The 22443-nt window shown below is 42.6% G+C and carries 22 protein-coding genes and 3 pseudogenes; 12 read left to right on the top strand and 13 right to left on the bottom strand.

Annotated elements, in window-relative coordinates; translation table 11 throughout:
* Window positions 1-79: 79 nt before the first annotated feature.
* The 8 genes from MAE_RS00820 to MAE_RS00795 form a co-directional block, all read right to left on the bottom strand.
* Window positions 80-358 (bottom strand): UPF0175 family protein, encoded by a 279-nt coding sequence (locus tag MAE_RS00820; RefSeq protein ID WP_002797556.1) that lies wholly within the window; start codon window positions 356-358, stop codon window positions 80-82.
* Window positions 359-428: 70 nt separating this feature from the next.
* Entirely contained in the window at window positions 429-554 is a 126-nt protein-coding gene (locus MAE_RS35540) for a hypothetical protein (protein WP_002780589.1), read from the bottom strand.
* Between the two features lie 114 nt (window positions 555-668).
* Entirely contained in the window at window positions 669-2453 is a 1785-nt protein-coding gene (locus MAE_RS31350) for a tetratricopeptide repeat protein (RefSeq protein ID WP_012263910.1), read from the bottom strand.
* Window positions 2454-2570: 117 nt separating this feature from the next.
* The gene (locus MAE_RS00810; RefSeq protein ID WP_012263909.1) at window positions 2571-3395 is read right to left on the bottom strand and encodes an Rpn family recombination-promoting nuclease/putative transposase; all 825 of its coding nucleotides are present in this window, start codon (window positions 3393-3395) and stop codon (window positions 2571-2573) included.
* A gap of 92 nt (window positions 3396-3487) precedes the next feature.
* Window positions 3488-4396 carry an Rpn family recombination-promoting nuclease/putative transposase gene (locus MAE_RS00805; protein WP_012263908.1) on the bottom strand — a complete coding sequence of 303 codons (909 nt, stop codon included), beginning with the start codon at window positions 4394-4396 and terminating at the stop codon, window positions 3488-3490.
* Window positions 4397-4532: 136 nt separating this feature from the next.
* A complete protein-coding gene (locus MAE_RS00800; RefSeq protein WP_012263907.1) occupies window positions 4533-5453 on the bottom strand; it encodes an Rpn family recombination-promoting nuclease/putative transposase in 921 nt (306 codons plus the stop codon).
* Window positions 5454-5462: 9 nt separating this feature from the next.
* Window positions 5463-5588 (bottom strand): hypothetical protein, encoded by a 126-nt coding sequence (locus MAE_RS35535; RefSeq protein ID WP_269453956.1) that lies wholly within the window; start codon window positions 5586-5588, stop codon window positions 5463-5465.
* A 30-nt stretch (window positions 5589-5618) separates the two neighbouring features.
* Complete coding sequence (locus tag MAE_RS00795; protein ID WP_012263906.1) at window positions 5619-5927, bottom strand: hypothetical protein; 309 nt, start codon at window positions 5925-5927, stop codon at window positions 5619-5621.
* Window positions 5928-5933: 6 nt separating this feature from the next.
* Here MAE_RS00795 and MAE_RS00790 point away from each other — a divergent pair, with 6 nt between their 5' ends.
* From MAE_RS00790 to MAE_RS00780, 3 genes are read left to right on the top strand one after another with little or no spacing between them, the layout of a single operon-like run.
* Window positions 5934-7844, top strand: a complete 1911-nt coding sequence (locus MAE_RS00790; RefSeq protein WP_012263905.1) for a heavy metal translocating P-type ATPase — start codon at window positions 5934-5936, stop codon at window positions 7842-7844.
* A 20-nt stretch (window positions 7845-7864) separates the two neighbouring features.
* Complete coding sequence (gene hisS, locus MAE_RS00785; protein ID WP_012263904.1) at window positions 7865-9145, top strand: histidine--tRNA ligase; 1281 nt, start codon at window positions 7865-7867, stop codon at window positions 9143-9145.
* A gap of 41 nt (window positions 9146-9186) precedes the next feature.
* Window positions 9187-9837 carry a hypothetical protein gene (locus MAE_RS00780; protein WP_002797549.1) on the top strand — a complete coding sequence of 217 codons (651 nt, stop codon included), beginning with the start codon at window positions 9187-9189 and terminating at the stop codon, window positions 9835-9837.
* A 245-nt stretch (window positions 9838-10082) separates the two neighbouring features.
* Here the strand turns inward: MAE_RS00780 and murJ are convergent, their stop codons facing one another.
* Both murJ and MAE_RS36280 read right to left on the bottom strand, forming a co-directional pair.
* Entirely contained in the window at window positions 10083-11810 is a 1728-nt protein-coding gene (gene murJ / locus MAE_RS00775; protein ID WP_041804488.1) for a murein biosynthesis integral membrane protein MurJ, read from the bottom strand.
* Window positions 11811-12053: 243 nt separating this feature from the next.
* Window positions 12054-12380, bottom strand: a pseudogene (locus MAE_RS36280) (hypothetical protein); the annotation flags it as partial.
* Window positions 12381-13024: 644 nt separating this feature from the next.
* Here MAE_RS36280 and MAE_RS00765 point away from each other — a divergent pair.
* The 3 genes from MAE_RS00765 (at window position 13025) to MAE_RS00760 (ending at window position 14904) form a co-directional block, all read left to right on the top strand.
* The gene (locus MAE_RS00765; RefSeq protein WP_012263890.1) at window positions 13025-14239 is read left to right on the top strand and encodes an ISL3-like element ISMae36 family transposase; all 1215 of its coding nucleotides are present in this window, start codon (window positions 13025-13027) and stop codon (window positions 14237-14239) included.
* 172 nt (window positions 14240-14411) lie between these two features.
* Entirely contained in the window at window positions 14412-14651 is a 240-nt protein-coding gene (locus MAE_RS28135) for a DUF4160 domain-containing protein (protein WP_002760312.1), read from the top strand.
* A 7-nt stretch (window positions 14652-14658) separates the two neighbouring features.
* Window positions 14659-14904, top strand: a complete 246-nt coding sequence (locus MAE_RS00760; protein WP_043995636.1) for a DUF2442 domain-containing protein — start codon at window positions 14659-14661, stop codon at window positions 14902-14904.
* A 142-nt stretch (window positions 14905-15046) separates the two neighbouring features.
* Here MAE_RS00760 and MAE_RS00755 read toward each other — a convergent pair whose 3' ends face one another.
* Window positions 15047-15391 (bottom strand): hypothetical protein, encoded by a 345-nt coding sequence (locus MAE_RS00755; protein ID WP_041803606.1) that lies wholly within the window; start codon window positions 15389-15391, stop codon window positions 15047-15049.
* Between the two features lie 585 nt (window positions 15392-15976).
* Here MAE_RS00755 and MAE_RS00750 point away from each other — a divergent pair.
* Window positions 15977-16834, top strand: a pseudogene (locus MAE_RS00750) (IS1634-like element ISMae10 family transposase); the annotation flags it as partial.
* A gap of 54 nt (window positions 16835-16888) precedes the next feature.
* Here the strand turns inward: MAE_RS00750 and MAE_RS00745 are convergent.
* Window positions 16889-17952 (bottom strand): ISKra4-like element ISMae43 family transposase gene (locus MAE_RS00745; protein ID WP_125732176.1). Its coding sequence is split into 2 segments (ribosomal slippage): window positions 16889-17796 and window positions 17796-17952, totalling 1065 coding nucleotides; the frame shifts between segments, so codons are not numbered across the junction.
* Window positions 17953-18094: 142 nt separating this feature from the next.
* Here MAE_RS00745 and MAE_RS00735 point away from each other — a divergent pair.
* The 5 genes and pseudogenes from MAE_RS00735 to MAE_RS36275 form a co-directional block, all read left to right on the top strand.
* Window positions 18095-18919, top strand: a pseudogene (locus tag MAE_RS00735) (IS1634 family transposase); the annotation flags it as partial.
* 615 nt (window positions 18920-19534) lie between these two features.
* A complete protein-coding gene (locus MAE_RS00730) occupies window positions 19535-19861 on the top strand; it encodes a hypothetical protein (RefSeq protein WP_002797545.1) in 327 nt (108 codons plus the stop codon).
* On the top strand, window positions 19846-20079 hold the full coding sequence (locus MAE_RS00725; protein WP_041803605.1) for a DUF2283 domain-containing protein: 234 nt from the start codon (window positions 19846-19848) through the stop codon (window positions 20077-20079). The genes MAE_RS00730 and MAE_RS00725 overlap by 16 nt, the downstream gene beginning before the upstream one ends.
* 378 nt (window positions 20080-20457) lie before the next feature.
* Window positions 20458-20664: a hypothetical protein gene (locus MAE_RS00720; protein ID WP_002760310.1), complete on the top strand. Its 207-nt coding sequence runs from the start codon at window positions 20458-20460 to the stop codon at window positions 20662-20664.
* Window positions 20651-20998, top strand: a complete 348-nt coding sequence (locus MAE_RS36275; RefSeq protein ID WP_041803603.1) for a type II toxin-antitoxin system PemK/MazF family toxin — start codon at window positions 20651-20653, stop codon at window positions 20996-20998. The genes MAE_RS00720 and MAE_RS36275 overlap by 14 nt, the downstream gene beginning before the upstream one ends.
* A 758-nt stretch (window positions 20999-21756) precedes the next feature.
* Here the strand turns inward: MAE_RS36275 and MAE_RS00700 are convergent.
* The gene (locus MAE_RS00700; protein WP_012263891.1) at window positions 21757-22404 is read right to left on the bottom strand and encodes a hypothetical protein; all 648 of its coding nucleotides are present in this window, start codon (window positions 22402-22404) and stop codon (window positions 21757-21759) included.
* Between the last annotated feature and the right edge of the window lie 39 nt (window positions 22405-22443).

Genomic DNA, 22443 nt, shown 5'->3' with positions numbered 1-22443 from the left:
GATCAAGGGGGGATCAGCACCCTCCTTATTAAGGGGGTATCAAAGGCGAAATCTATCTTCAATTTAATTGAAACGACTATCATAAAAGACTATGATCGTGTTTGTTGCGAAGTTGCTGAAGAGTCTTGCGATCGCTCTCTAGATCGACTTCATTGTAATGTAAATCGGCATCGTGGTTTTTCAAAAAAGCATCCACCACCCAACGAGAAGATAGACCTAAAATACTTCCGACCTCGGCACTGGTGATTTTTTCCGCTCGGTAGGCCTGCACCACCAAAGCCTCTAAAATTTCACGGGTAAGATTATTGTAGTTGTAATGTTGAAGCAATTCATCGGGAATATCGATAGTAATTTTCATGATTTAGCTTCCTTTTTTTTGGGTTTACCGATAATTTTTATAGAACTTAGGTTGAGTTGAAGCATGAAACCTAACACCTTAGTAATCGTCCAATTTCTTTGAGTGATCGCTGTAGATATTCTGGCAAGGGTTCAGTCTGCTGTGCGAGGGCAATTAGCAGCGCTTCAAGATCGATAATTGTTTTGGGAATTTCCATAAGTTAGTCCTGTCCAGTCAGGGTATAGGCTGCCCAATGGTAAGGATCGCTGTATTCTGTTAGTTGATCTAGCCCTATTTTACCCAGAGAACAAATCGCCCACCCTCGGTCAGACTAAGCTTGATGGTCATCGGATTTAATGGCTACCGCTTGGTAGTAAGAGGCGATCGCTTCTGCCCATCTGCCTAAATTCCTTAACGCATTCCCTCGGTTAGTCCAAGCTTGATGGAAATCGGGTTTAATTTCTAAAGCTCGATCGTAGGATGCGAGCGCTTGTTCAAATCTGCGTAAATTAGCTAACGCAATCCCTCGGTTGTTCCAAGCTTCATGCAAATCGGGTTTAATTTCTAAAGCTTTGTCGTAAGATGCGAGCGCTTGTTCAAATCTGCGTAAATTATCTAAGGCAATCCCTCGGTTGTTCCAAGCTTCATGCAAATCGGGTTTAAATTCTAAAGCTTTGTCGTAAGATGCGAGCGCTTCTTCTAATCTGCCTAAATTACCTAACGCAACCCCTCGATTAACCCAAGCTTCATGCAAATCGGGTTTAAATTCTAAAGCTCGATCGTAAGATGCGATCGCTTGTTCAAATCTGCCTAAATTACCTAACGCAAACCCTCGGTTGTACCAAGCTTGATGGTAATCGGGTTTAATTTCTAAAGCTTTGTCGTAAGAGGCGATCGCTTCTGCAAATCTGCCTAAATCATCTAACGCAAACCCTCGGCCGTACCAAGCTTGATGGTCATCGGGTTTAATTTCTAAAGCTTTGTCGTAAGAGGCGATCGCTTCTGCAAATCTGCCTAAATTACCTAACGCAATCCCTCGATTGTACCAAGCTTCATGCTGATCGGGTTTAATTTCTAAAGCTTGGTCGTAAGATGCGATCGCTTCTTCTAATCTGCCTAAATTACCTAACGCAATCCCTCGGTTGTACCAAGCTTGATGTAAATCGGGTTTAATTTCTAAAGCTCGATCGTAGGATGCGATCGCTTCTGCAAATCTGCCTAAATTACCTAACGCAATCCCTCGGTTGTACCAAGCTTCATGGTCATCGGGTTTAATTTCTAAAGCTTTGTCGTAAGAGGCGATCGCTTCTGCAAATCTGCCTAAATTACCTAACGCAATCCCTCGATTGTACCAAGCTTCATGCTGATCGGGTTTAATTTCTAAAGCTTGGTCGTAAGATGCGATCGCTTCTTCTAATCTGCCTAAATTACCTAACGCAATCCCTCGGTTGTACCAAGCTTGATGTAAATCGGGTTTAATTTCTAAAGCTCGATCGTAGGATGCGATCGCTTCTGCAAATCTGCCTAAATTACCTAACGCAATCCCTCGGTTGTACCAAGCTTCATGGTCATCGGGTTTAATTTCTAAAGCTTTGTCGTAAGAGGCGATCGCGCCGATAAAATCCCCATTGATTAGTTTCTGGTATCCTTGCTCAAACCAGAATGCGACATCCTGAACCACTTCCGTTAAATCCGTCTCCTTTGAGTCTAGATTTTCCTCCTCCACACCGGAAACATCCCTCACCGCGTCGCGCAACTGGAGGCTAATCCGTTGGGACACTTCCCCCAGATTTCCCGTCATCACCTTGCCTAAAGCCGCCAGATCTCGCCCTAAAGTTTGATAATCTTCTGGATACTGTAGCCATTCCTCGCTTTTGACCCCTAGCCACTGCGCCAGCTTTTTATCGTCACAATGGCGACTGTGTAGCCATTCCCGTAACCCGTCGGTAGTGGTTCCCGCCGCCACCTGCTCGAATAACCCCATCAATATCCCTTCATATTCCCCATCGCTGGGTTCTGGAGGAGTATTTTCGACTTTTTTGAGGTTAATTGCCTTCGGACTGGCAATAAAGAGCGATTTTAGCCAATTCCAGAGCTTTTTTAGTAGGGATAGCATCGAAGAAAGGGGGGAAAGAAGATAAGAAAATTATATCTCTACTGCCGAAAGTCGTCCCTCCACCGGTTCAAATTCGTCCTGAAAGGGGAAATCGACAATCGAACTTCTGAAAATACCCTAGCGCTCGCTCTCTCCCAGCGAGCGAGCCACTTCTAAGACCTGTTCAAGAGATAATCCCAGAGAAGCGGCGATTTCTTGGGGATTAACCCCCGCTCGCAATAATAAGGGAACAGAAGCTAATTTTCCGATGATTTCCCCTTCTTGGCGACCTTCTTGGCGACCTTCTTGACGACCTTCCTCTAGGGCCTCCTGAAACACACGCGTCTGTCTTAACTCGCTTAAACTAAACATAGCTTCTATCTCCTTTCGATTAATCCGCGGCAACTTGTAAATCAAAATCGTCTCTATCAATTCTAAAAGTTCCTGTTGGCGATTTTCTACCCCCGTTTCCCTCACTCGCACGATTAACTCCCGAACTTGGTTGATCACTTGCGCTTCGGGTAAGCTTACTAACTCTAGCGTCGCTAATCCGAGCGAATCTGGTGGACTCTCGGCTAATTCCTCGAGATAAATCCTTTGTACTCTTGTTTCTTGTAATAGCTCTCTATATCGCTCTATATTCTCCTTTTCCACCCTTCGATTCGGATAGATCACCACCCCGCGCCAATTGTTTTTTAACTGCGTCTGTTTGAGATAGAGAAAAATTTCGGCGAAAAAACGCGCATAAAACTCCGGATCATTCTGAAACTGAACTTCGGTAAAATAAATTGGTAAATCTTGCCGTTCTGGTAGAAAGACTCCATCGATGCGAAAAGATAGTTGTTTCACCTCTACGGAGGAAAATCGATAGAAATCGGCTAATTCCCTGGGAAAGTCGATTAACTCAAACAGAAGATCGGGAAAGGTTTGAAAAAGTCGGTAGAAAATCGTGTCGGTTTTCATGAGTTCGGTCTATTCCGCTGCCGAAAGTCTTCCCTTTAGGGGTTCCTATTTATCTTAAAGGGGAAATCGGCAATCGAACTTCTGAAAATACCCTAGCGCTCGCTCTCTCCCAGCGATCGAGCCACTTCTAAGACCTGTTCGAGAGATAATCCCAGAGAAGCGGCGATTTCCTTGGGATTAACCCCCGCTCGCAATAATAAGGGAACAGAAGCCAATTTTCCGATGATTTCCCCTTCTTGGCGACCTTCTTGGCGACCTTCTTGGCGACCTTCTTGACGACCTTCTTGGCGACCTTCTTGGCGACCTTCTTGGCGACCTTCTTGGCGACCTTCTTGGCGACCTTCTTGGCGACCTTCCTCTAGGGCCTCCTGAAACACACGCGTCTGTCTTAACTCGCTTAAACTAAACATAGCTTCTATCTCCTTTCGATTAATCCGCGGCAACTTGTAAATCAAAATCGTCTCTATCAATTCTAAAAGTTCCTGTTGGCGATTTTCTACCCCCGTTTCCCTCACTCGCACGATTAACTCCCTTCCCCGGTTGATCACTTGCGCTTCGGGTAAGCTTACTAACTCTAGCGTCGCTAATCCGAGCGAATCTGGTGGACTCTCGGCTAATTCCTCGAGATAAATCCTTTGTACTCTTGTTTCTTGTAATAGCTCTCTATATCGCTCTATATTCTCCTTTTCCACCCTTCGATTCGGATAGATCACCACCCCGCGCCAATTGTTTTTTAACTGCGTCTGTTTGAGATAGAGAAAAATTTCGGCGAAAAAACGCGCATAAAACTCCGGATCATTCTGAAACTGAACTTCGGTAAAATAAATTGGTAAATCTTGCCGTTCTGGTAGAAAGACTCCATCGATGCGAAAAGATAGTTGTTTCACCTCTACGGAGGAAAATCGATAGAAATCGGCTAATTCGCTGGGAAAGTCGATTAACTCAAACAGAAGATCGGGAAAGGTTTGAAAAAGTCGGTAGAAAATCGTGTCGGTTTTCATGAGTTCGGTCTATCCCTCTGGTGCGTCGCTGGCTTCTGGAGGAGTATTTTTGACTTTTTTGGGGTTAATTGCCTTCAGACTGCCAATAAAAAGCGATTTTAGCCAATTCCATCGCTTTTTTAGTTCTGAAAATACCCTAGCGATCGCTCTCTCCCGGCGAGCGAGCCACTTCTAAGACCTGTTCGAGAGATAATCCCAGAGAAGCGGCGATTTCTTGGGGATTAACCTCCGCTCGCAATAATAAGGGAACAGAAGCCAATTTTCCGATGATTTCCCCTTCTTGGCGACCTTCTTGGCGACCTTCTTGGCGACCTTCTTGGCGACCTTCTTGGCGACCTTCTTGGCGACCTTCTTGACGACCTTCTTGGCGACCTTCTTGACGACCTTCTTGGCGACCTTCTTGGCGACCTTCCTCTAGGGCCTCCTGAAACACACGCGTCTGTCTTAACTCGCTTAAACTAAACATAGCTTCTATCTCCTTTCGATTAATCCGCGGCAACTTGTAAATCAAAATCGTCTCTATCAATTCTAAAAGTTCCTGTGGGCGATTTTCTACCCCCGTTTCCCTCACTCGCGCGATTAACTCCCTTCCCCGGTTGATCACTTGCGCTTCGGGTAAGCTTACTAACTCTAGCGTCGCTAATCCGAGCGAATCTGGTGGACTCTCGGCTAATTCCTCGAGATAAATCCTTTGTACTCTTGTTTCTTGTAATAGCTCTCTATATCGCTCTATATTATCCTTTTCCACCCTTCGATTCGGATAGATCACCACCCCGCGCCAATTATTTTTTAACTGCGTCTGTTTGAGATAGAGAAAAATTTCGGCGAAAAAACGCGCATAAAACTCCGGATCATTCTGAAACTGAACTTCGGTAAAATAAATTGGTAAATCTTGCCGTTCTGGTAGAAAGACTCCATCGATGCGAAAGGATAGTTGTTTCACCTCTACGGAGGAAAATCGATAGAAATTGGCTAATTCCCTGGGAAAGTCGATTAACTCAAACAGAAGATCGGGAAAGGTTTGAAAAAGTCGGTAGAAAATCGTGTCGGTTTTCATGAGTTCGGTCTATCCCTCTGGTGCGTCGCTGGCTTCTGGAGGAGTATTTTTGACTTCTTTGGGGTTAATTGCCTTCAGACTGCCAATAAAAAGCGATTTTAGCCAATTCCATCGCTTTTTTAGTAAGGATAGCATCGAAGAAAAGCGGAAAGGAAGATAAGGAAATTATATCTCTACTGGCGAAAGTCGTCCCTCTACCGGTTCAAATTCGTCCTCTAGTAGCCAATTTTCCGCTTCCTCGTAACTCGCACCGGTAAATACCACCTGATAACCCTCAGAGGGATCGTACACGCGATAGTTTCCTGAAGATTCAGCCAGTAAAAGCAAGATATAGGGAGGAGATAGCAGCGGATCGATCCAAACCTCGGCAAAATTCCAATTATTATCAGCTAGGTTAGCTGCAGGGGATAACGTCCTAGGGGTTTTCTGCATCGATCCAATTTTTTCTAGAATGGGGAGAAAAGTAATTGCCATCGATCCATGATTCAGAGTATCTCGTCCTCTTGGTTGTCTGAGTATTCCTCGGCAGTTGCCGCAGGAATTTGCGCTATTTTAGTCTTTTTTGGTTGGTTATGCCTACACTTTAATCTGATCGGCCCAGCTTTCCTCCTACTAGCGATCGCCTATGTGGTGGGAGGATACGAGAGTACCCAAGCAGGATTGACGACTTTATGGGAGGAAAAAGAACTGGATGTGGACCTGTTAATGATTGTAGCGGCCTTGGGGGCGGCGATTTTGGGACTCTGGGACAGTAATTACTATCTCATCATCGATGGAGCCGTTTTAATCCTGATTTTCGCCATTAGTGGTGCTTTAGAACAGATTGCCATGGCGAAAACCGATCGCAATATTCGTTCTCTCATGGCCATGACCCCCGATACTGCTAGATTAATCACGGGAGACAGGGAAAAAGAGGTTCCTATCAAGCAATTACGGATCGGTGACACAGTTTTGGTCAAACCGGGTGAATTAATCCCCATTGACGGCATTATTATGGAGGGAAACAGTCCCATTAATCAAGCGCCAATTACGGGAGAATCGCTTCCCGTGGATAAAACCATCGGTGAAGAAGTCTTTGCGGGAACTCTCAACGGTGCAGGAGTGCTACGTTTACAGGTGGAAACTCCCCCCGAAAGTCGCTTAATTGAGAGGGTGATTCGTTTGGTAGAAAAAGCGCAAAATGAATCCCCTCCCTCCCAACAGTTTATCGAAGGTTTCGAGCGGGGTTATGCGAAAATTATCGTGATTTTGGGCTTAATTTTCGGGATTTTACCGCCTTTTTTCTGGGGTTGGACCTGGGAAACCACTATCTATCGGGCCTTAATTTTTCTCGTGGTGGCTTCTCCCTGTGCTTTAATGGCCTCAATTATGCCAGCTTTGTTATCGGGTATCGCTAACGGGGCAAAACAGGGGATTTTATTCAAAAATGGCGCAAGATTGGAGATGATCGGCCGCATACGAGCGATCGCTTTTGATAAAACCGGCACTCTCACCCTTGGTAAGTTGCAAGTGGTGGAAATTATCCCTATCCATGCAGTCAGTGAAAATGAGGTGTTAGCGGTGGCTGCATCCCTAGAATCCTGTTCGGAACATCCCATCGGATCCGCTATTACCGCCACAGCTAGGGAACGTGGTATAAATTTCTTCAGTGCTAATCAGGTACAAGCGGTATCGGGACGGGGTATCACGGGAAAAATTGCCGATAAGTCGGTATCTGTGGGCAATTTTGCCTATATTCGTGACCATATTTCCGATCTTGACCAGAATATTTTAGCTATCCGCGAACGTTTACAAAAAGAAGGCAGAACCCTAGTTTGGGTAGTACAAGAGAATCAGATAATCGGTGCGATTGCCGTTGCCGATACCCTTCGTGAATCGGCAGTTAATCTGGTGAAGCAGCTAAAAAAGATCGGTATCGAACATATCGTTTTAATTACGGGTGATAATCAACAAAGTGCCGATAAAGTTGCTGAAAAACTCGGCATTGAGGAGGTTTACGCTGATTTACTGCCCGAAGATAAGTTAACCGTTATCCAAAATCTACAAGAAAAATATCACACTGTCGCTATGGTGGGGGATGGCATTAATGACGCGCCCGCTTTAGCTATGGCTAATGTGGGGATTGCCATGGGAAAAGCTGGTAGTGATGTCGCTTTGGAAACGGCCGATATTATCCTTATGTCCGATAATTTAGCCAAAATTCCCAGCGCGATTAACCTCGGTCGTCGTGCCAATCGCATCGTTAAACAGAATATCACTTTCGCCCTCGCGTTTATCGGCATATTGCTAATAGCCAATTTTGCCGGTGATATAACTTTACCTCTAGGTGTCATCGGTCATGAAGGATCGACGGTATTAGTGACTCTAAGCGGTTTAAGATTGTTCAAATAGGGATAAAAATACAGAGAACTATGGGCGAAATCCAGGCAATCCGAGGCACAAAAGATATTTTACCGGCGGAGGTCGGTTACTGGCAGTGGTTAGAGGAAACTGCCAGCAGAATTTTAGGGACTGCGCTGTATCAAGAGATACGAACTCCCATTTTTGAACAGACGCAACTTTTTGAACGGGGTATCGGGGAAGCGACGGACGTGGTGGGTAAAGAAATGTACACTTTCCTCGATCGCCGTCAACGTTCCCTGACTTTGCGACCGGAGGGAACGGCTGGGGTCGTTCGCGCCTATATTGAACACAAATTACAGGCCGCTGGAGGAGTACAAAGACTCTGGTATAAGGGGCCGATGTTTCGTTATGAACGTCCGCAAGCGGGTAGGCAGCGACAGTTTCATCAAATTGGGGTCGAATTGTTGGGAAGTGATGACCCTAGGGCCGATGTGGAAGTAATTACCCTTGCCAGCGAGATATTAAAAGCTGTGGGGCTAGAAAACCTAAAATTAGATATTAATTCCCTGGGAAATGCCCAAGATAGGCAAAATTATCGTCAGGCCTTGCTAGATTATTTGACTCCCTACAAAGCTGATTTAGACGCAGATTCTCAACAGAGATTAGAAAAAAATCCCCTGCGAATTTTGGATAGTAAGGACGAAAAAACCAAGATTATCTGTGAGAATGTCCCCAGTATTCTTGAACATCTCGGCAGTGATTCTCAAAAGCATTTTGAACGGGTGCAATCTTTACTAACTGATTTGGGAGTTATCTATAATCTTAATCCCTGTTTAGTGCGCGGATTGGACTATTACACCCATACGGCCTTTGAAATTCAGTCCGATGATTTAGGCGCTCAAGCCACGGTTTGCGGTGGTGGTCGTTATGATGGTTTAATAGCTCAATTAGGCGGTCTAGACACGCCGGCAGTGGGTTGGGCGATCGGTTTAGAACGTCTGATTATATTATTACAACAAAAGCAATCTTTATCTTTTTTGGTTCCCGATTTTTATCTTGTCTCCAAAGGAGAAAAAGCTGAGGCACGCAGTGTGGTGTTAGCGCAACAATTACGCGGATTGGGGTTTAGCGTCGAGTTAGACTTAAGCGGCAGCGCTTTCGGGAAACAATTTAAACGGGCCGATCGAGCTAAGGCCGTGGGCTGTATAATTTTGGGGGATGCTGAGGCTGAAAATGGCACGGTACAACTGAAATGGATGGCCACCCAAGAACAAATTAGTCTAACCCAAGCGGATTTACTGACACAAGCAGGGGAATTAAAAGCGCAAATCTCTCGGCACAAATCCTAAGTTTTAGCGTCATGGCCAAACATTAGGCCTAGGCTAGGATTATGGAATTTATACTGCAAAAACAAGGGGAGAATCACGGACACACAATTTCTAATAATTCTCTAGAAATTGTCTCGGGAAACTATCGTCTCTTGGCCCGTCTGGATTCTCCTTTTGCTCATATTGAAGTGCGTATCGATTACGAATCTCCCGAAAGTAGTGAAAGATATACTCATTATTATCGATCGGATGCCGGGGGTTGGCTAGAAATTTTTTCCTATCGAGATTTAGGAATAGGTAGCTGGAAAATTCGCTGTTATGGGGATATTCTGGCAGAATTGGGGGGGCAAGGTTGGCAAGAAACCTTAACTTTAATTGTTACTCCTGTTAAGATCAATTATCTGGCTCAATTAGAACAGTTAATTAAGACCGAAATTGAACCTTTATTAGCACTAGAATACTCTCCAGAGATGGTAAAATTAGAACTGGCCGATTTAACCAATAATTCCGCCTTTGTTTTTGATTTATGCCTACCAGAGGAAACAATGACCGCTAGAGAAGGGGTAACTCTAGAACTGCCGGAACCTGCTAATATGAAAAAGAGCCTTCAAAGTTTATCTAATCGCAATTCTGCACCCCTACCCCCGAAAATATCCGGTTCTAATTCTCGCCGAAAATCCCCGCAACTGCCCCCAATTCCTAAAAATAAATAGGGTTTGCTGAATAAATGTGAAAACCTTGTTGGGTAAAACTTTTAGACCTTTTGCCCATCAAAAAGTGCCGACCCTTGGAGTGATTGGGGGGAAAATTCAGGTACTTTTTCCCTGAAAATTAGATAATTGACCAGATGAAAATCGGTAAAACCCTACACCCTACACCCTGCACCCTACACCCTGCCCCCAGAAAAAACTTTTTCAGCAAACCCTATGTAATGATGAGGTGAGGCAGCAACTTAAACCTAAGATTTTTTCAAGAACTTCTGACGAACTCGCGAGATTAACAGGTCTAATTCAGGTAACTTCAATAACATCGCACCGAGGAGGAATAAACCCACCGCTACGGTCGAAGCAAAACCCAACTGTAACAATTGTAAGAAAATATTACCAGCACCAAAAACCTTTTCCCATCCCCAACTAGCTCCCCAACTAGCAACACCAGAAAGCATTGTAATTACCGTTAATCCCAATAAGGATAAACCCCATTCTCCTAGAGGTAAACCCCCTAAACGACGATTTAAAATTACCGTAAAAATGCCCATAGAAATGATATTAACCCCCACGGTTGCTAAAACAATCCCCGGAGTACCAAAGGGTTTATACAAGAGGAAATCAAGGACACCATTGAGAAAAATATTCACCATACTCACCTTAAAGGGAGTGTCACCATCACCCAAAGCATAGAACACTCGTACTAAAACATCGCGGCCGAGATAGAAAAACATCCCGAAACCGTAGGCCATTAATACGGGAACCACCTGTTCCGAGGCAGCCAGATTAAAGGCACCCCGTTGATAGATAACTCGCACTACCGGGAAAGCGAGGGCGATAAAGATAGCGGTGAAGGGTAACATGGTTAAAGCCGTCAATAATAAACCCTGACGGATTCTTTGCTTCAATTCTCCCCAATTTTCCGGTTCCGTCAGTCGAGAAAATATCGGCATAAACGGCACGAGAATCATGTTAGACATGATGCCCAAGGGCGTGAGAACGATAAAACTGGCGTAACGCATGGAAGCGGCGGCATTTTCGATAAAAGAAGCGAAAAAGAGGTCAGTATAAACGTTAATATGCAACATTCCCGAAGATAAGGTCGCCGGAATCATCACCCGCAACACCTCCGACACCCCCGGAATCCGCCAATCCCAGCGAAATGTTAATTTTCCTAAACCTGCCTTGACTTGTGCGCCCACTTGTGCTAACCATTGCCAGAGTGCCCCGACGAGAGTACCGCCGGCGAGGACAAAACCCCCTAGTTGAATATATTGGGGATTATCAATGCGATCGCCAAGGAACCAGGCCAGCAAACCCACCCCGATAATCACCGCCACACTGGAAAAAAGCGGACTGAGACTCGGTAGCCAGTATTGGTCCGCCGCATTGAGAGTACCGAAACCGATACCGATTAAACCGGCTAAAACCGCCATGGGGGCCATAATTTGCAGTTGTTGAATGGCCATGCTGCGGGTGGCGGCATCTAAACCGGGAGCGAGAACATCGATAAAAATATTGGCAAAAACGATTAAAAAGACGGTGACAGCTAATAAAATCGCGCTGACTAGGGTGGTAATAGTCTCGACAATCGGCGCGGACTCGGATTTATCTCTTTTGGCCAAAACACTGACCAAAGCGCTATGAAAGGGGCCGTTAATGCCACCGAGGAGAATTAACAGAAAACCGGGGATAACGTAGGCAAAAGCGTAGGCGTTCACCACCGGCCCGACACCGTAGGCAGCGGCGATTACCTGTTCGCGGACTAAACCAAAAACCTTACTGATTAAGGTGGCAACGGCGACAATTCCGGCAATACCGGCTAAGGAACGGGTAGCTTTCTTAGTAATGATGACACCTCGAAAGAAAACAACTGCATTGATCGATTCTACCCGTTTCTGTGTTCCCGTAGAAAAGCGATCTCTAGTTGGCAAATTTAATTTGACTGGAATGTATAACACCCATTTCCCCACAGACATTCGTATAATACCAAGAGCCAACCGAACCATAAATATTGATGGTTCTACGTTCTCTGACTGAACAGATGATATTGCCATTGGGGGATGTTCTCACATTTGATGGTGGAGAAAACACTATTGCCGCAGCGATTCTCGATGTGGATTGAGAACTAAGCTTAGACGCACTTACATTGCACTTTAATATCCTGGAACGCCTTGTAGATAGGGATACGAGTAGGAAACTTAAATGCGTCTAAGCTTATAGAATCTGTAACTACACACCACCTCTAGCATTGTTTGAGTCGCCTGAGAGCGGGGACGATGAATTTGTCTTTCGGGAAAAGTCGTCCAAGTTCCGTTATCACAATTAGCTTGGCTAACCAGTCGTTGATTTCCTAAATAATAAACAAAGTCAACACTACGGGAACTAGCCGGAACAATCGAACATAAATCGATGTTAACGCTTTTTCCCGTCACAGCAGTTCCGGCAAAGTAATTACAAGTTTCAGCCAAAACTATATTCGGTTTTGCCCAGGAAGCACCGACTACCATTGTCAAAGATAGACTAGAAATCAAAATAATTTTTTTCATGGTTGATTTGACATTTTCTGGAGGCTTTTTCTGAGATCATTTTATACTCAATTGAATTGCGGCTAGAACCTGATGGCGACAAAATATTAGTATTTTTTATCTAATTCTCTGTTCCCGTAGAAAAGCGATCGCTAGTTGTCAAATTTAATTTGACTGGAATGTATAACACCCATTTCTCCATAGACATTCGTATCATACCAAGAGCCAACCGAACCATAAATATTGATGGTTCTACTCTTGATTACAAAAATCGCCCGTTCAAGAAAACTTAACAATGCCACCAGCGATCGCAGTTTTAAAGTTTAATTAACAAGAAGATAGTGATCGCACTGGATGAAAGTATTTCTAAGGCGATCAACAAAGGTTTAAGGATGCGAGAGATTGATGTTATAATGTCTCCTGAATAGATATTAATTGAGGCTTTCGATAAAGAACGCATATAATAAGCCAATAAAAATAAAAAGGCTCTTCGGGAATTGTTATGCAAATAATTAACTTAAAATAAAATTCGATGAGAGCGCCTACGCTCAAAAGTAGCTGAAATCCATACAGGGAAGGACTTAAGGCACAAACAGGTTAATACCAAAAGATAGACAATTGAGTTAAGATTTGATATAATAGCCAAAAACGAGATTATTTTACTTATGATACTTGACAAATTTTTGAACCTAAAAGGAACCTGTATTCAAGGCTATCTACACCTAGAAAATATCGGTATAGTTTGCCGAATCGAATCGAAAAATCAAAAAGCAACCTGTCCTCGTTGTGGGTTAGAGAGCGATAAACTCCACCAAAATCATCGACATTTAGTCAAAGATTTACCAATCTCAGGTCAACCAGTATACCTACAAGTTAATCGTCGTCAATTTAAGTGCGATAATTGTCAGAGACCCTTTAGCGAAGAGTTAGATTTTGTCGCCAAGAAACGAACCTATACGAAAAGACTAGCCGCAAATATACTCGAACAATTAAAAGAAGGAGATATTTTAAATGTTAGTCGAATAAATGACGTAACGGAAGAAGAGATTCAAAGAATGATAGAGGACATCGCCGAAGAAATTACAGAGCCAGACCTATCGGAATTAAAAAGACTAGGAATTGATGAAATCGCTCTAGTCAAAGGACAAAAAAATTACTGTGCGGTTTTAGTAAATTTAGATACGGGAAAACTAATAGCTATTCTAGAGAAGCGAACACAAGAAGAGTTGAGAGAAACGCTTACGGGCTGGGGAAAAGAGGTGTTAGAGCAAATTGAAGAAGTGAGCATAGACCTTTGGTTGCCTTATAAAAATTTGGTGAAAGAATTGATGCCATCGGCCGAAGTAGTCGCCGATAGATTCCATGTAATGAAACAAATTAATCAAGAGTTAGACGAACAGAGAAGAGCAGAAAAAAGAGCCGTAGAAGCGCAGAAAAATAAAAAACAGAAAGCAGAAAAAGAAGCCAAGCTAGAAGTTTTAAAGCGAAGTAAATATAGCCTGTTAAAAAATGAAGAAGATTTAACGGAACCCCAAAAAATTAAACTAGAAGCTATCAAAGAAAAATTCCCAAATTTGAAAAAGATGCAGGAATTAAAGGAAGAATTTAGAAAGATTTATGAAACCTCAGAGAATCCGACAGAGGGAATGCTATCCATCTCGGAATGGTTGGCAAAATCCTCCAGTGTTTTTACCAAGAGTTGTCAAACAATCCGAAACTGGTTTGGAGAAATAATTAGTTATTTCGAGCGAAGGACAACGAATGGGGTGGTCGAAGGAATCAACAATAAACTTAAACTAATAAAACGGAGAGGCTATGGCTTTAGAAACTTTCGGAATTTTTGGGTTAGAAGTATGTTATCTTGGCATCTTGTATGTTGATTTAGCATAAAGGGTAACGAAGAGCCAATAAAAAGGTGCGTTAATTGCACCCTACGCGATTGGCGAGCGCTCTGAAAGTCCTTATCGGTCTGATTGGCGTGCGACAATGATCGCTACAATTTCCGACTATAATAAAGAACCAGCAACTCTCAATGATTACGAATTTCACTGAATGCCAACGGTCATTAGAATTGGACATTTTCGGTTTCACTTCTATTCCGATGAAGGTTCCGAACCGCTACATATTCATGTACGTTCTCCTGATGGTGAATGTAAATTTTGGCTTGAACCGATAATCATTTTAGCTTCCAATCGTGGTATTCCTTCCCATGAGCTACGGGAAGTAGAGAGGCTAGTTTATAAAAATCAAGACCTTTTAAGGAGTGCTTATCGTGATTTCCACAAACATTAATCCTATAATGACTGTTGAGCCTGCCGCCATTCGAGCCTGGGCAGAAGAACGCATGATATACGTTGAACTCAGTGATGGACGTATTATCGGTTTTCCTGGCGATCGCTTCCGTATTTTGAAACAAGCAACGAATGAGCAATTGGCGGCGGTTAAGGTTGAGGTAAATGGCTATGCTCTACGGTGGGAAGAATTGGATGAGGATATTACCGTTCCTGGAATTGTCGCTGGTCATTTTCAGTTACCGCCTTTCTAATCTGTTTTGATAGTTCAAGCAACCGTAAGACGGATTTGCGTAGGTGATCGCGGTTTTAAAGTTTAATTAACAACAAGATTAACAAGAAGAGGGCGATCGCACTGACCTCCGACAAGATCGGCGATCGCCCTCAAGAATTGCACTAAAGTGTATCTCGGTATTCTTCAAGTAGGGCTAAAATATCTGCTAGTTGGTTTCTGTGGAAGTTGTTGGGGTTAAGTTGGAATCGGATGATTGCAGTACGGTATCGAGTTTCGATTCGAGTTCGGCGAGTTTCTCGTTCTGTTTTTTCAAGTCGGACAAGCCCCCGTAGGATTTGATCCAATGTAACAAGGCTGAAAGTAATCCCGGCGAAGAGAAGTCCGAACCATTGGGGGATGATAATTTGTTCGTTGCCGAGTTGGATTGAGTCATAGTTGAGGATTATTCCTGTTAAAAAGACGAATAGGGTGCTAAGGATACCGATAAAGGTCTGAAAATCAGGCATTAGATTTTTGTTGACTTAATTTCATTTTAGCATTAAGTTTTCAAGGCAAATTGTTTTGAAAAACGCCCCTTATCAACCATCAACAATAAAACCGCAACCGCAAAATTTTCTAAATTTTGCAATACTAAAAAATACTTGCCTTAGTCATCAACGTTTTTGACGGGTTACAGTATGCTAAACCATCCTATGGGATCAGCGATCGCAATGAGAAGTGTTACAACTGCTTCACTCATAGCTTTAACTGATAGCTCGTAGACTATTTTCTATCCCTTGGGGTAACACGGCGATTGACGTTTCCAAGGCTAAAATAATTGCAGTTTTAAAGTTTAATTAACAAGAAGGCAGTGATCGCTCTGGATGAAAGTGTTTCTTAGGCGATCGCCAAAGGTTTAAGGATACGAGGGATTGATGTTAAAACCCACATTCCGCACCCTCAACTGTCACATAAGCTGTCCCCCTCCAGAGACTTGAGTAAAAATACTTATCTGGTGAAGGTTTTCTCGGTGGCCGTTAGGGGGAGCTTGAGACCCCTAATTATGAAAAAATAGGAATTGTTGGAAAACTTAGGCAGTGGGCTGTTCGACCATGAATCAATCAACAGAAATTGAAGTCAAAAATCTAGACCATCTGGGATTAGTAGCCGGAATTATCGATGAAATAGGAATCGTTGAAATTATCAACGAACAAGTCTCAATTGAGCGAGGAGAAATTGTCACAGCTGGGCAAGTCGTGAAAGCAATTATCCTGAATGGATTGGGATTTGTCTCCCGAGCCTTGTATTTATTTCCTCAATTTTTTGAAGATAAAGCAACCGAACATCTGCTGGGAGAGGGCATCGAACCAAAACACCTGAATGATGATAAAATTGGTCGAGTAATGGACAAACTTTATCAACTTAATGTTTCGGTCATTTTCCTACTGATTAGTTTAGCGGCCGTGAAAAAATTTGGTGTAGCAACCGAGAACTCCCATTTAGATTCGACTTCTCTATCAGTAGAAGGAGAATATAAAAAGGAATACCCAACAGTAGAAATCCTGAAATCAGGAGCAGTGGGAGAAGAAATTGAAACCAGACAACAGCCAATAAAAATTACCTACGGATACTCCCGCGACCGAAGACCTGACTTAAAACAATTTATGATTGACTTAATCGTAAGTGGGGATGGAGATGTACCTTTATTCCTGAAAGTAGGGGACGGAAATGAAGCGGACAAAGCGGTTTTTGGTCAAATCGCCCGAGAATTTAAAAAACAAGTTGACTTTGACAGTTTAATAGTCGGCGATAGCGCCCTCTATAGCAAAGAGAATTTAAAACTAATGAAAGAAATGCGTTGGTTGTCTCGAGTACCATTAAGCATTAAAGAGGCTCAAGAGTTAGTCGATAGCATCTCAGAAAAAGAGTTAACCGATTCAGAAATACCGGGTTATTCCTGGCGGGAAACGGGAGCATCTCACCTTTGCAATAAGTAGAAATGCTTAATGATCTCAATAAAAAAGTTAAAAAAGGCAACCATTTAGATAAGCACAGCGATGACGAAGGACTTGCGGTACATTACCAGATTCCCAACTTGCACCAGTAATTTTAAGACGATGAGCAATTTGTTTAATTTTTGATTCGACGGAGCCAGAGCCAATGGAAATCCCCTCTGCCTGCAAATAACCATAATTGACAATTCGATGTTTATGCTTGTTTAAATAAGTAATAAAATTCTCAACTTGCGGCTCTGACCATCCTTCACAACAAGAGATAGCCGCCTCCACTTCCCCCTTCCAGAGAAAACATTTTACCTCCTCAATTCGCTGGAATGACCCGCCAACTTTATAGAGGTTTTCGATTAAATGATACCAATCCAATATTTCAATTCTTTCCTGTTTCTCTCCTATCTCACGAAATAAATTCCAGATACCATCATGTCCATCTCCTAAACAAATTAAAGGCTTGGCCAAAACTTGAGAATTAACCAAATCTAATAAAGCTGAGTTATCTTGAAAAAAAGCCGCTACCCCCAGTTGATGAAAACTCACTGCTTTATAATCACGCCAAATTAAGGCTTTTCCCTTGGCAGTTCTTAGTCGTACCTTACCGCCATCTAGGCTCATTTCTTCCACTTCCACTTCTGGGTTAGACGGTAATTCTTCAAAAGCATAGCGATGTACGAGGCGTTGTTGGGTACTGTGAGAAACAGCAATCCCTGTCAATGATTTGATTTTCTGCGCCGATTTCTCGTAGGATTCATCGCCACTTAATAGCAAACAGTTCTTCTCTAACATTGGACTCATCTGAGTCCGAGACTTTATTTCTAATTTTTTCGCTTGTTTTTCTGTAATTGGTAATTCCCCCAAAATACTTTTCACTTTTCTTGTCCGACCAGCTGTTTCTCCTGTGCTTGTTTTGACAAAAAAATACCGATTTCTGGGTTGACATACTGAATCATTAAATCTCTGACTGTCTCCTCTATCTCTCCCAAGTTATTAAATTTATTAATTGGGGATTGCTCATAGAGACATTGCCCTAACTCTTGACATAACTCTTTAATTCTTTTTTCATTTTCTGATAACATTGAATTATTCCTCCCATCGAGAGCTATTCTGAATTGTAAGTTATAACTATTATAATCTCATTTCTCTTTGTGATCAAGTTGAAGATTTTCTAGTTGTTGACGGCTATAAGTATTAATACTCATTGCATAAGTGAGATGCTCCCCGGGAAACGGGAAACGGGAAACAAGCTCTAACTATGGGGGGATAGAACAAAGATGGTTGCTAGTTGAAAGTCAAGCTAGACAAGAATCAGACTTGAAAAAATTAGAGAAAAAAATCGAGCAGGAAAAGAATTCTGCCCAAGAAAAAATCCGGCAACTATCCCGAAGAGAATTTGAGAATAGAGCGGTGGCGTTGGCGATAGCCAAAGGATTATCTGACTCCTTAAAATATCATCAGTTAACGGAGATTAAAGTCAATCTCATTCCGCCTGAGTCCCAGGGGTCAAAACTCAAATCAAAAGACGATTTACCCTCTCAAAGCTATCAAGTTCAAGCCAAATTAGAGTTGAATTTGACCGCCATTGAGAGGCTAAAGAAACGAGCAGGACGATTCGTTTTAGCAACTAACGATTTGGAGAAACAACGATTAAGCAGTGAGGATATACTCAAAAAATATAAAGGGCAACAAGCTCCAGAAAGAGGATTTTCTTTTCTCAAAGACCCCTGCTTTTTTGCCCACAGTGTCTTTCTCAAATCTCCCCATAGAATCGAGGTCATGGCCATGCTCATGGGCTTGTGCCTGCTGGTTTATACTATTGGTCAAAGACAACTTCGTTTAAGTTTAAAACAGCAGGAGACGGGACTGAAAAATCCGTTGGGTAAGTTAACTGACCGACCGACGTTACGCTGGATATTTCAGTGCTTTCAAGGGATTCATCTCGTCCGTATTCAAGACAATCAAAAGATTAGCAACTTAACGGATGAGAGGCGCAACATTTTGAGATTTTTTCCCAAACCTTGCCAGGAATATTATCTCTTATCTTGACCAGATGGATTGACTTCAAGGGGTGACAAAACTTAAGCACTACTCGAACATCTCGACGCTAGATGTTAAGTCTGATTGCCCAGCCATTCTCAACAAGCACTGTTTATTGAGAATGACCGGGGGAACTCTGAAATTTTCGGCTTAGTTGCCGGCAGCTTGCCGCCAACTCACTCCTCTAGATAAGTATTTTGACTCACGCCCCTTCCTCTTTTGAGACGTTGTGACACTTAGGGTGCGGAATGTGGGTTAAAATGTCTTCAGAGGAAGGACTGATTGGGAGCATCTCACCTTTGCAATGAGCATAAATACTTAGTGGAAAAATAGGCTTTTCGAGGGTAATTCTTGTTTTAATTCTCCATGTACGCAGTCTTTAAAAGCCTCTATTTCGTTCCAAGACACGATTAAGAGTGGCTTTTAGGCTAAGTATAATTACTTATCGCGTAAGTGAGATGCTCCCGACTGATTGGGGCTTCTGATGAGGAACAGTTAGCTTATGCTTTGTCGCAAGGCTGAGTTGTTTTCACGTTTCATGTCTCTAATATTGGCAGCTGTGATCGCCGATGATTAAGTTTTGGTTTTTAAATTTAAGATCAGTTTTGGAGACATGAAGAAAATTTGACCAGGTCTTTTTTCTGTAGTTATTTAGAAGTAGAGGTTGAATTAACCGATGAGCGAGAACAGCATATTATTGTTCGCCATCCGGGGACATTACCCGATTATGAGGAGCAATTAGCCCAGACTTTAGCTGATCCAGATTTAATTCGTTCTAGCGATCACGATGAAAAGGCGTTGTTATTTTCTAAGTGGTTTTCAACGATTCGGACGGGACGATTTTTAATTGTGGTGGTGGTTTCCCAATCTAATCTTAGTCGTCATTGGATCGTGACTATATACACAGCCCGAAAAATTACAGGGGGAATAATGGTATGGAAAAAAATCTAACTTTTCGCTATGACCCGACGGGAGATATTCTTTATGTAGATGTCTGTTCTCCCTATGCAGATCAAGAGTCGGAGGAGATTGGGGATGAAATTGTCGCTCGTCTAAATCCGACTTCTGGGGAGATTGAGAATTTGGAGATTTTATTTTTCTCGAAACGCTGGAATCAACCATTTCCGTTACAATTGCCGATTGATGCTGCTTTTCGATTAGTGGGATAATTGAATCCTTTAGGAAAGGTGAAGGAATTATCAGCAGAAATACATCAGGATTGAGCGGAAATTGAAGCGATACGGATTAATGTCAGGATTTGATGGGGTATAAAAACTTGACATTCCTTACAGGTGTATTTAGGTTGGGATGGAATTGACATTTCTTGGGTGTGCCATGTTAGTACTTGGAGATCGCCAAAGGTTTAAGGATGCGAGGGATTGATGTTACAATGTCTTCAGAGAAAGCACTGATTGGGGCTTCTGAATGAGGAACAGTTAGCTTATGCTTTATTGCCAAGCTGAGTCATTTTCACTTTTGATGATGGCGATCACTGATGCTTCTACGCGCTGTGCTAATATCTTCAATATTATAGGTGCTTTTGTTTTATGAAAAATCAGTTATTAAAATTAGCTTTTGAAGTAGAAATTGAAGAAGGGGAGCAACTCAATCTTCCCAGTTCTATTGTGCAAGGAATTGGTAAAGGCAAGTGGGTGATCACCATTCAGCCCAAAACCTTAGTTAGCGATCGCCTTCATTCTTCTTTTCTGAATAGTTATGCCCCAGAAGACGAAGGTTTATATGACGATTATTAAAGGAGGTGAGTTCTGGGTTGCCAAAATTCTATTTACTGATGGTACGTCATCAAAAAAAAGACCTGTGTTGATTCTTTGGGTTGACGGAGATGACGTGGTTGTAACGGCAGTAACCTCAGCAATGCCCCGAACACAAACAGACATATTATTAAAGGATTGGGCCAATAGTGGTTTGAGGGTTCCCTCTACTGTACGTTTATCCCGTCTTGATTGCTTGGAAAAAAACTTACTGCTTGCTAAATTGGGAAGGATTTCAAACGAAGATGCTGTCTATCTACTTAGAGCTTGGGACGATTATATTAAACCTCAATTTTATGCGATTGAAATTGATTAAAATGGTGTTAGTTATCGTCTGGTTTATCAAGTTCATGGAAAATCCAGTCCCAAACGAGTCTTAATTTTAAGTTTTGCAGAACACGATCTTGCTTATGAAAGGGCAAAACAAAGAAAGTAATAATATTGGGGTAATTTCAACCTGAAATGTCATACTTTTGTTGCATTTCTTGAACGAAATCTCCAATCGGGCGAGTTTGACCTGCGTTTAGTTCCTCAAAGCCTTGTTGAATCCCCTTGATTGTTTCCAATTGTTCTAATAGTTGGCTTAGTTTGGCAGAATTAATTTTGTCAGGATCGAGAAAGGTGACGAGAACCTAGACGCGATCGCCAATATCTTGCGGTGGTTCGGTGAAGCGGATTTGTCCATCCTGATAAATGCCTTCGATGGTTTTTAGCATGGTTTGCTGTTTGGTTGGTTTCCTTTTTGATTTTATCAGCTAATTTCAACAGGCTGGATATACCATTAATTCGAGATGAATGAGATTATGCTTTACACTGTGATTATATTCGTTATTATCCCATGCGGTAGGGGTTTTATTTAAAATTCCAAGATTGCCCTGTTTTTCCGTATCTATTAATTGATTGTTGAAGGTTTTTATGGATCTGATTTGGGTACGATAACAACTCCTGACGGTATGGGCAATGAATAATGCGGGAGATGTTAGGGCAATGTAAGGCATCGCAATTTAGATTAAAGTGTTTTGAAAAAGGAAAAGGTGTATGGGATGCACCCTACGCGATCGCACTGCTCTCATTTTAACCGCGCCTTAATTCTTGAATTTCCCGACGGCTTGCTGATTCAACTCGTTGAATACCAGCGATACGAAGCATACTACCGACTCCTGCCTGTGAAGGTTGTTTATAAGTCCAAATTGAGTAAAGTTCTCTGCTTGCTGTCATCAACCCATAAATTGCCGCAGCTCCTTCTCCTGGTAGCTGTGCTGGCCAAGCACCATCCCAATCGCCAAAGGGATTAAAACCAGCTATCACATCACCAGCAGGAGCAGTGGTAGCAAACGTCATCCAAGTATTTTTAACCATATTTGTATTATCTATAGAGCCATTGTCCGTACCAATATGCCCCACATACTCAATGCCATCTCTTTTATAAAGGACAATCCAACATCCGCTCATTTCTCCAGTCAATATATCCACTCTGCAAAAGGGGATCTGGGTTATGAAACCAGGAAAATAATGAAGCCATCGAAAATTCCGGTGGTCTTTTGGATCTGTTCCCCGAACAATGCTACTTGTCTTCTTAAGAAAACCAGTTGACTGCCGAATTGTCATTCTCAGGGGCGGGAGGGTAACGAAACTACCGCGAGGAACTTCTATACCTGGTGGTGCAACTGCTGGATATGGTAAATCTATGAACCTCCCAACAATAAGCTTTTGTTCAATCATTGAATTGGTCTTTCCCTCAAAGATGTGGGTGTCTAAGTA

Source organism: Microcystis aeruginosa NIES-843 (genome assembly GCF_000010625.1).
Taxonomy (GTDB): Bacteria; Cyanobacteriota; Cyanobacteriia; order Cyanobacteriales; family Microcystaceae; genus Microcystis; species Microcystis aeruginosa.
This window is presented reverse-complemented; position numbering and strand designations above follow the sequence as displayed.

What these genes read in the sequence shown, in the direction of transcription:
- MAE_RS00820 (WP_002797556.1), bottom strand. Translation starts at nt 358, where the DNA reads ATGAAAATTACTATCGATATTCCCGATGAATTGCTTCAACATTACAAC.
- MAE_RS35540 (WP_002780589.1), bottom strand. Translation starts at nt 554, where the DNA reads ATGGAAATTCCCAAAACAATTATCGATCTTGAAGCGCTGCTAATTGCC.
- MAE_RS31350 (WP_012263910.1), bottom strand. Translation starts at nt 2,453, where the DNA reads ATGCTATCCCTACTAAAAAAGCTCTGGAATTGGCTAAAATCGCTCTTT.
- MAE_RS00810 (WP_012263909.1), bottom strand. Translation starts at nt 3,395, where the DNA reads ATGAAAACCGACACGATTTTCTACCGACTTTTTCAAACCTTTCCCGAT.
- MAE_RS00805 (WP_012263908.1), bottom strand. Translation starts at nt 4,396, where the DNA reads ATGAAAACCGACACGATTTTCTACCGACTTTTTCAAACCTTTCCCGAT.
- MAE_RS00800 (WP_012263907.1), bottom strand. Translation starts at nt 5,453, where the DNA reads ATGAAAACCGACACGATTTTCTACCGACTTTTTCAAACCTTTCCCGAT.
- MAE_RS35535 (WP_269453956.1), bottom strand. Translation starts at nt 5,588, where the DNA reads ATGCTATCCTTACTAAAAAAGCGATGGAATTGGCTAAAATCGCTTTTT.
- MAE_RS00795 (WP_012263906.1), bottom strand. Translation starts at nt 5,927, where the DNA reads ATGGCAATTACTTTTCTCCCCATTCTAGAAAAAATTGGATCGATGCAG.
- MAE_RS00790 (WP_012263905.1), top strand. Translation starts at nt 5,934, where the DNA reads ATGATTCAGAGTATCTCGTCCTCTTGGTTGTCTGAGTATTCCTCGGCA.
- hisS (WP_012263904.1), top strand. Translation starts at nt 7,865, where the DNA reads ATGGGCGAAATCCAGGCAATCCGAGGCACAAAAGATATTTTACCGGCG.
- MAE_RS00780 (WP_002797549.1), top strand. Translation starts at nt 9,187, where the DNA reads ATGGAATTTATACTGCAAAAACAAGGGGAGAATCACGGACACACAATT.
- murJ (WP_041804488.1), bottom strand. Translation starts at nt 11,810, where the DNA reads ATGTCTGTGGGGAAATGGGTGTTATACATTCCAGTCAAATTAAATTTG.
- MAE_RS00765 (WP_012263890.1), top strand. Translation starts at nt 13,025, where the DNA reads ATGATACTTGACAAATTTTTGAACCTAAAAGGAACCTGTATTCAAGGC.
- MAE_RS28135 (WP_002760312.1), top strand. Translation starts at nt 14,412, where the DNA reads ATGCCAACGGTCATTAGAATTGGACATTTTCGGTTTCACTTCTATTCC.
- MAE_RS00760 (WP_043995636.1), top strand. Translation starts at nt 14,659, where the DNA reads ATGACTGTTGAGCCTGCCGCCATTCGAGCCTGGGCAGAAGAACGCATG.
- MAE_RS00755 (WP_041803606.1), bottom strand. Translation starts at nt 15,391, where the DNA reads ATGCCTGATTTTCAGACCTTTATCGGTATCCTTAGCACCCTATTCGTC.
- MAE_RS00725 (WP_041803605.1), top strand. Translation starts at nt 19,846, where the DNA reads ATGGAAAAAAATCTAACTTTTCGCTATGACCCGACGGGAGATATTCTT.
- MAE_RS00720 (WP_002760310.1), top strand. Translation starts at nt 20,458, where the DNA reads ATGAAAAATCAGTTATTAAAATTAGCTTTTGAAGTAGAAATTGAAGAA.
- MAE_RS36275 (WP_041803603.1), top strand. Translation starts at nt 20,651, where the DNA reads ATGACGATTATTAAAGGAGGTGAGTTCTGGGTTGCCAAAATTCTATTT.
- MAE_RS00700 (WP_012263891.1), bottom strand. Translation starts at nt 22,404, where the DNA reads ATGATTGAACAAAAGCTTATTGTTGGGAGGTTCATAGATTTACCATAT.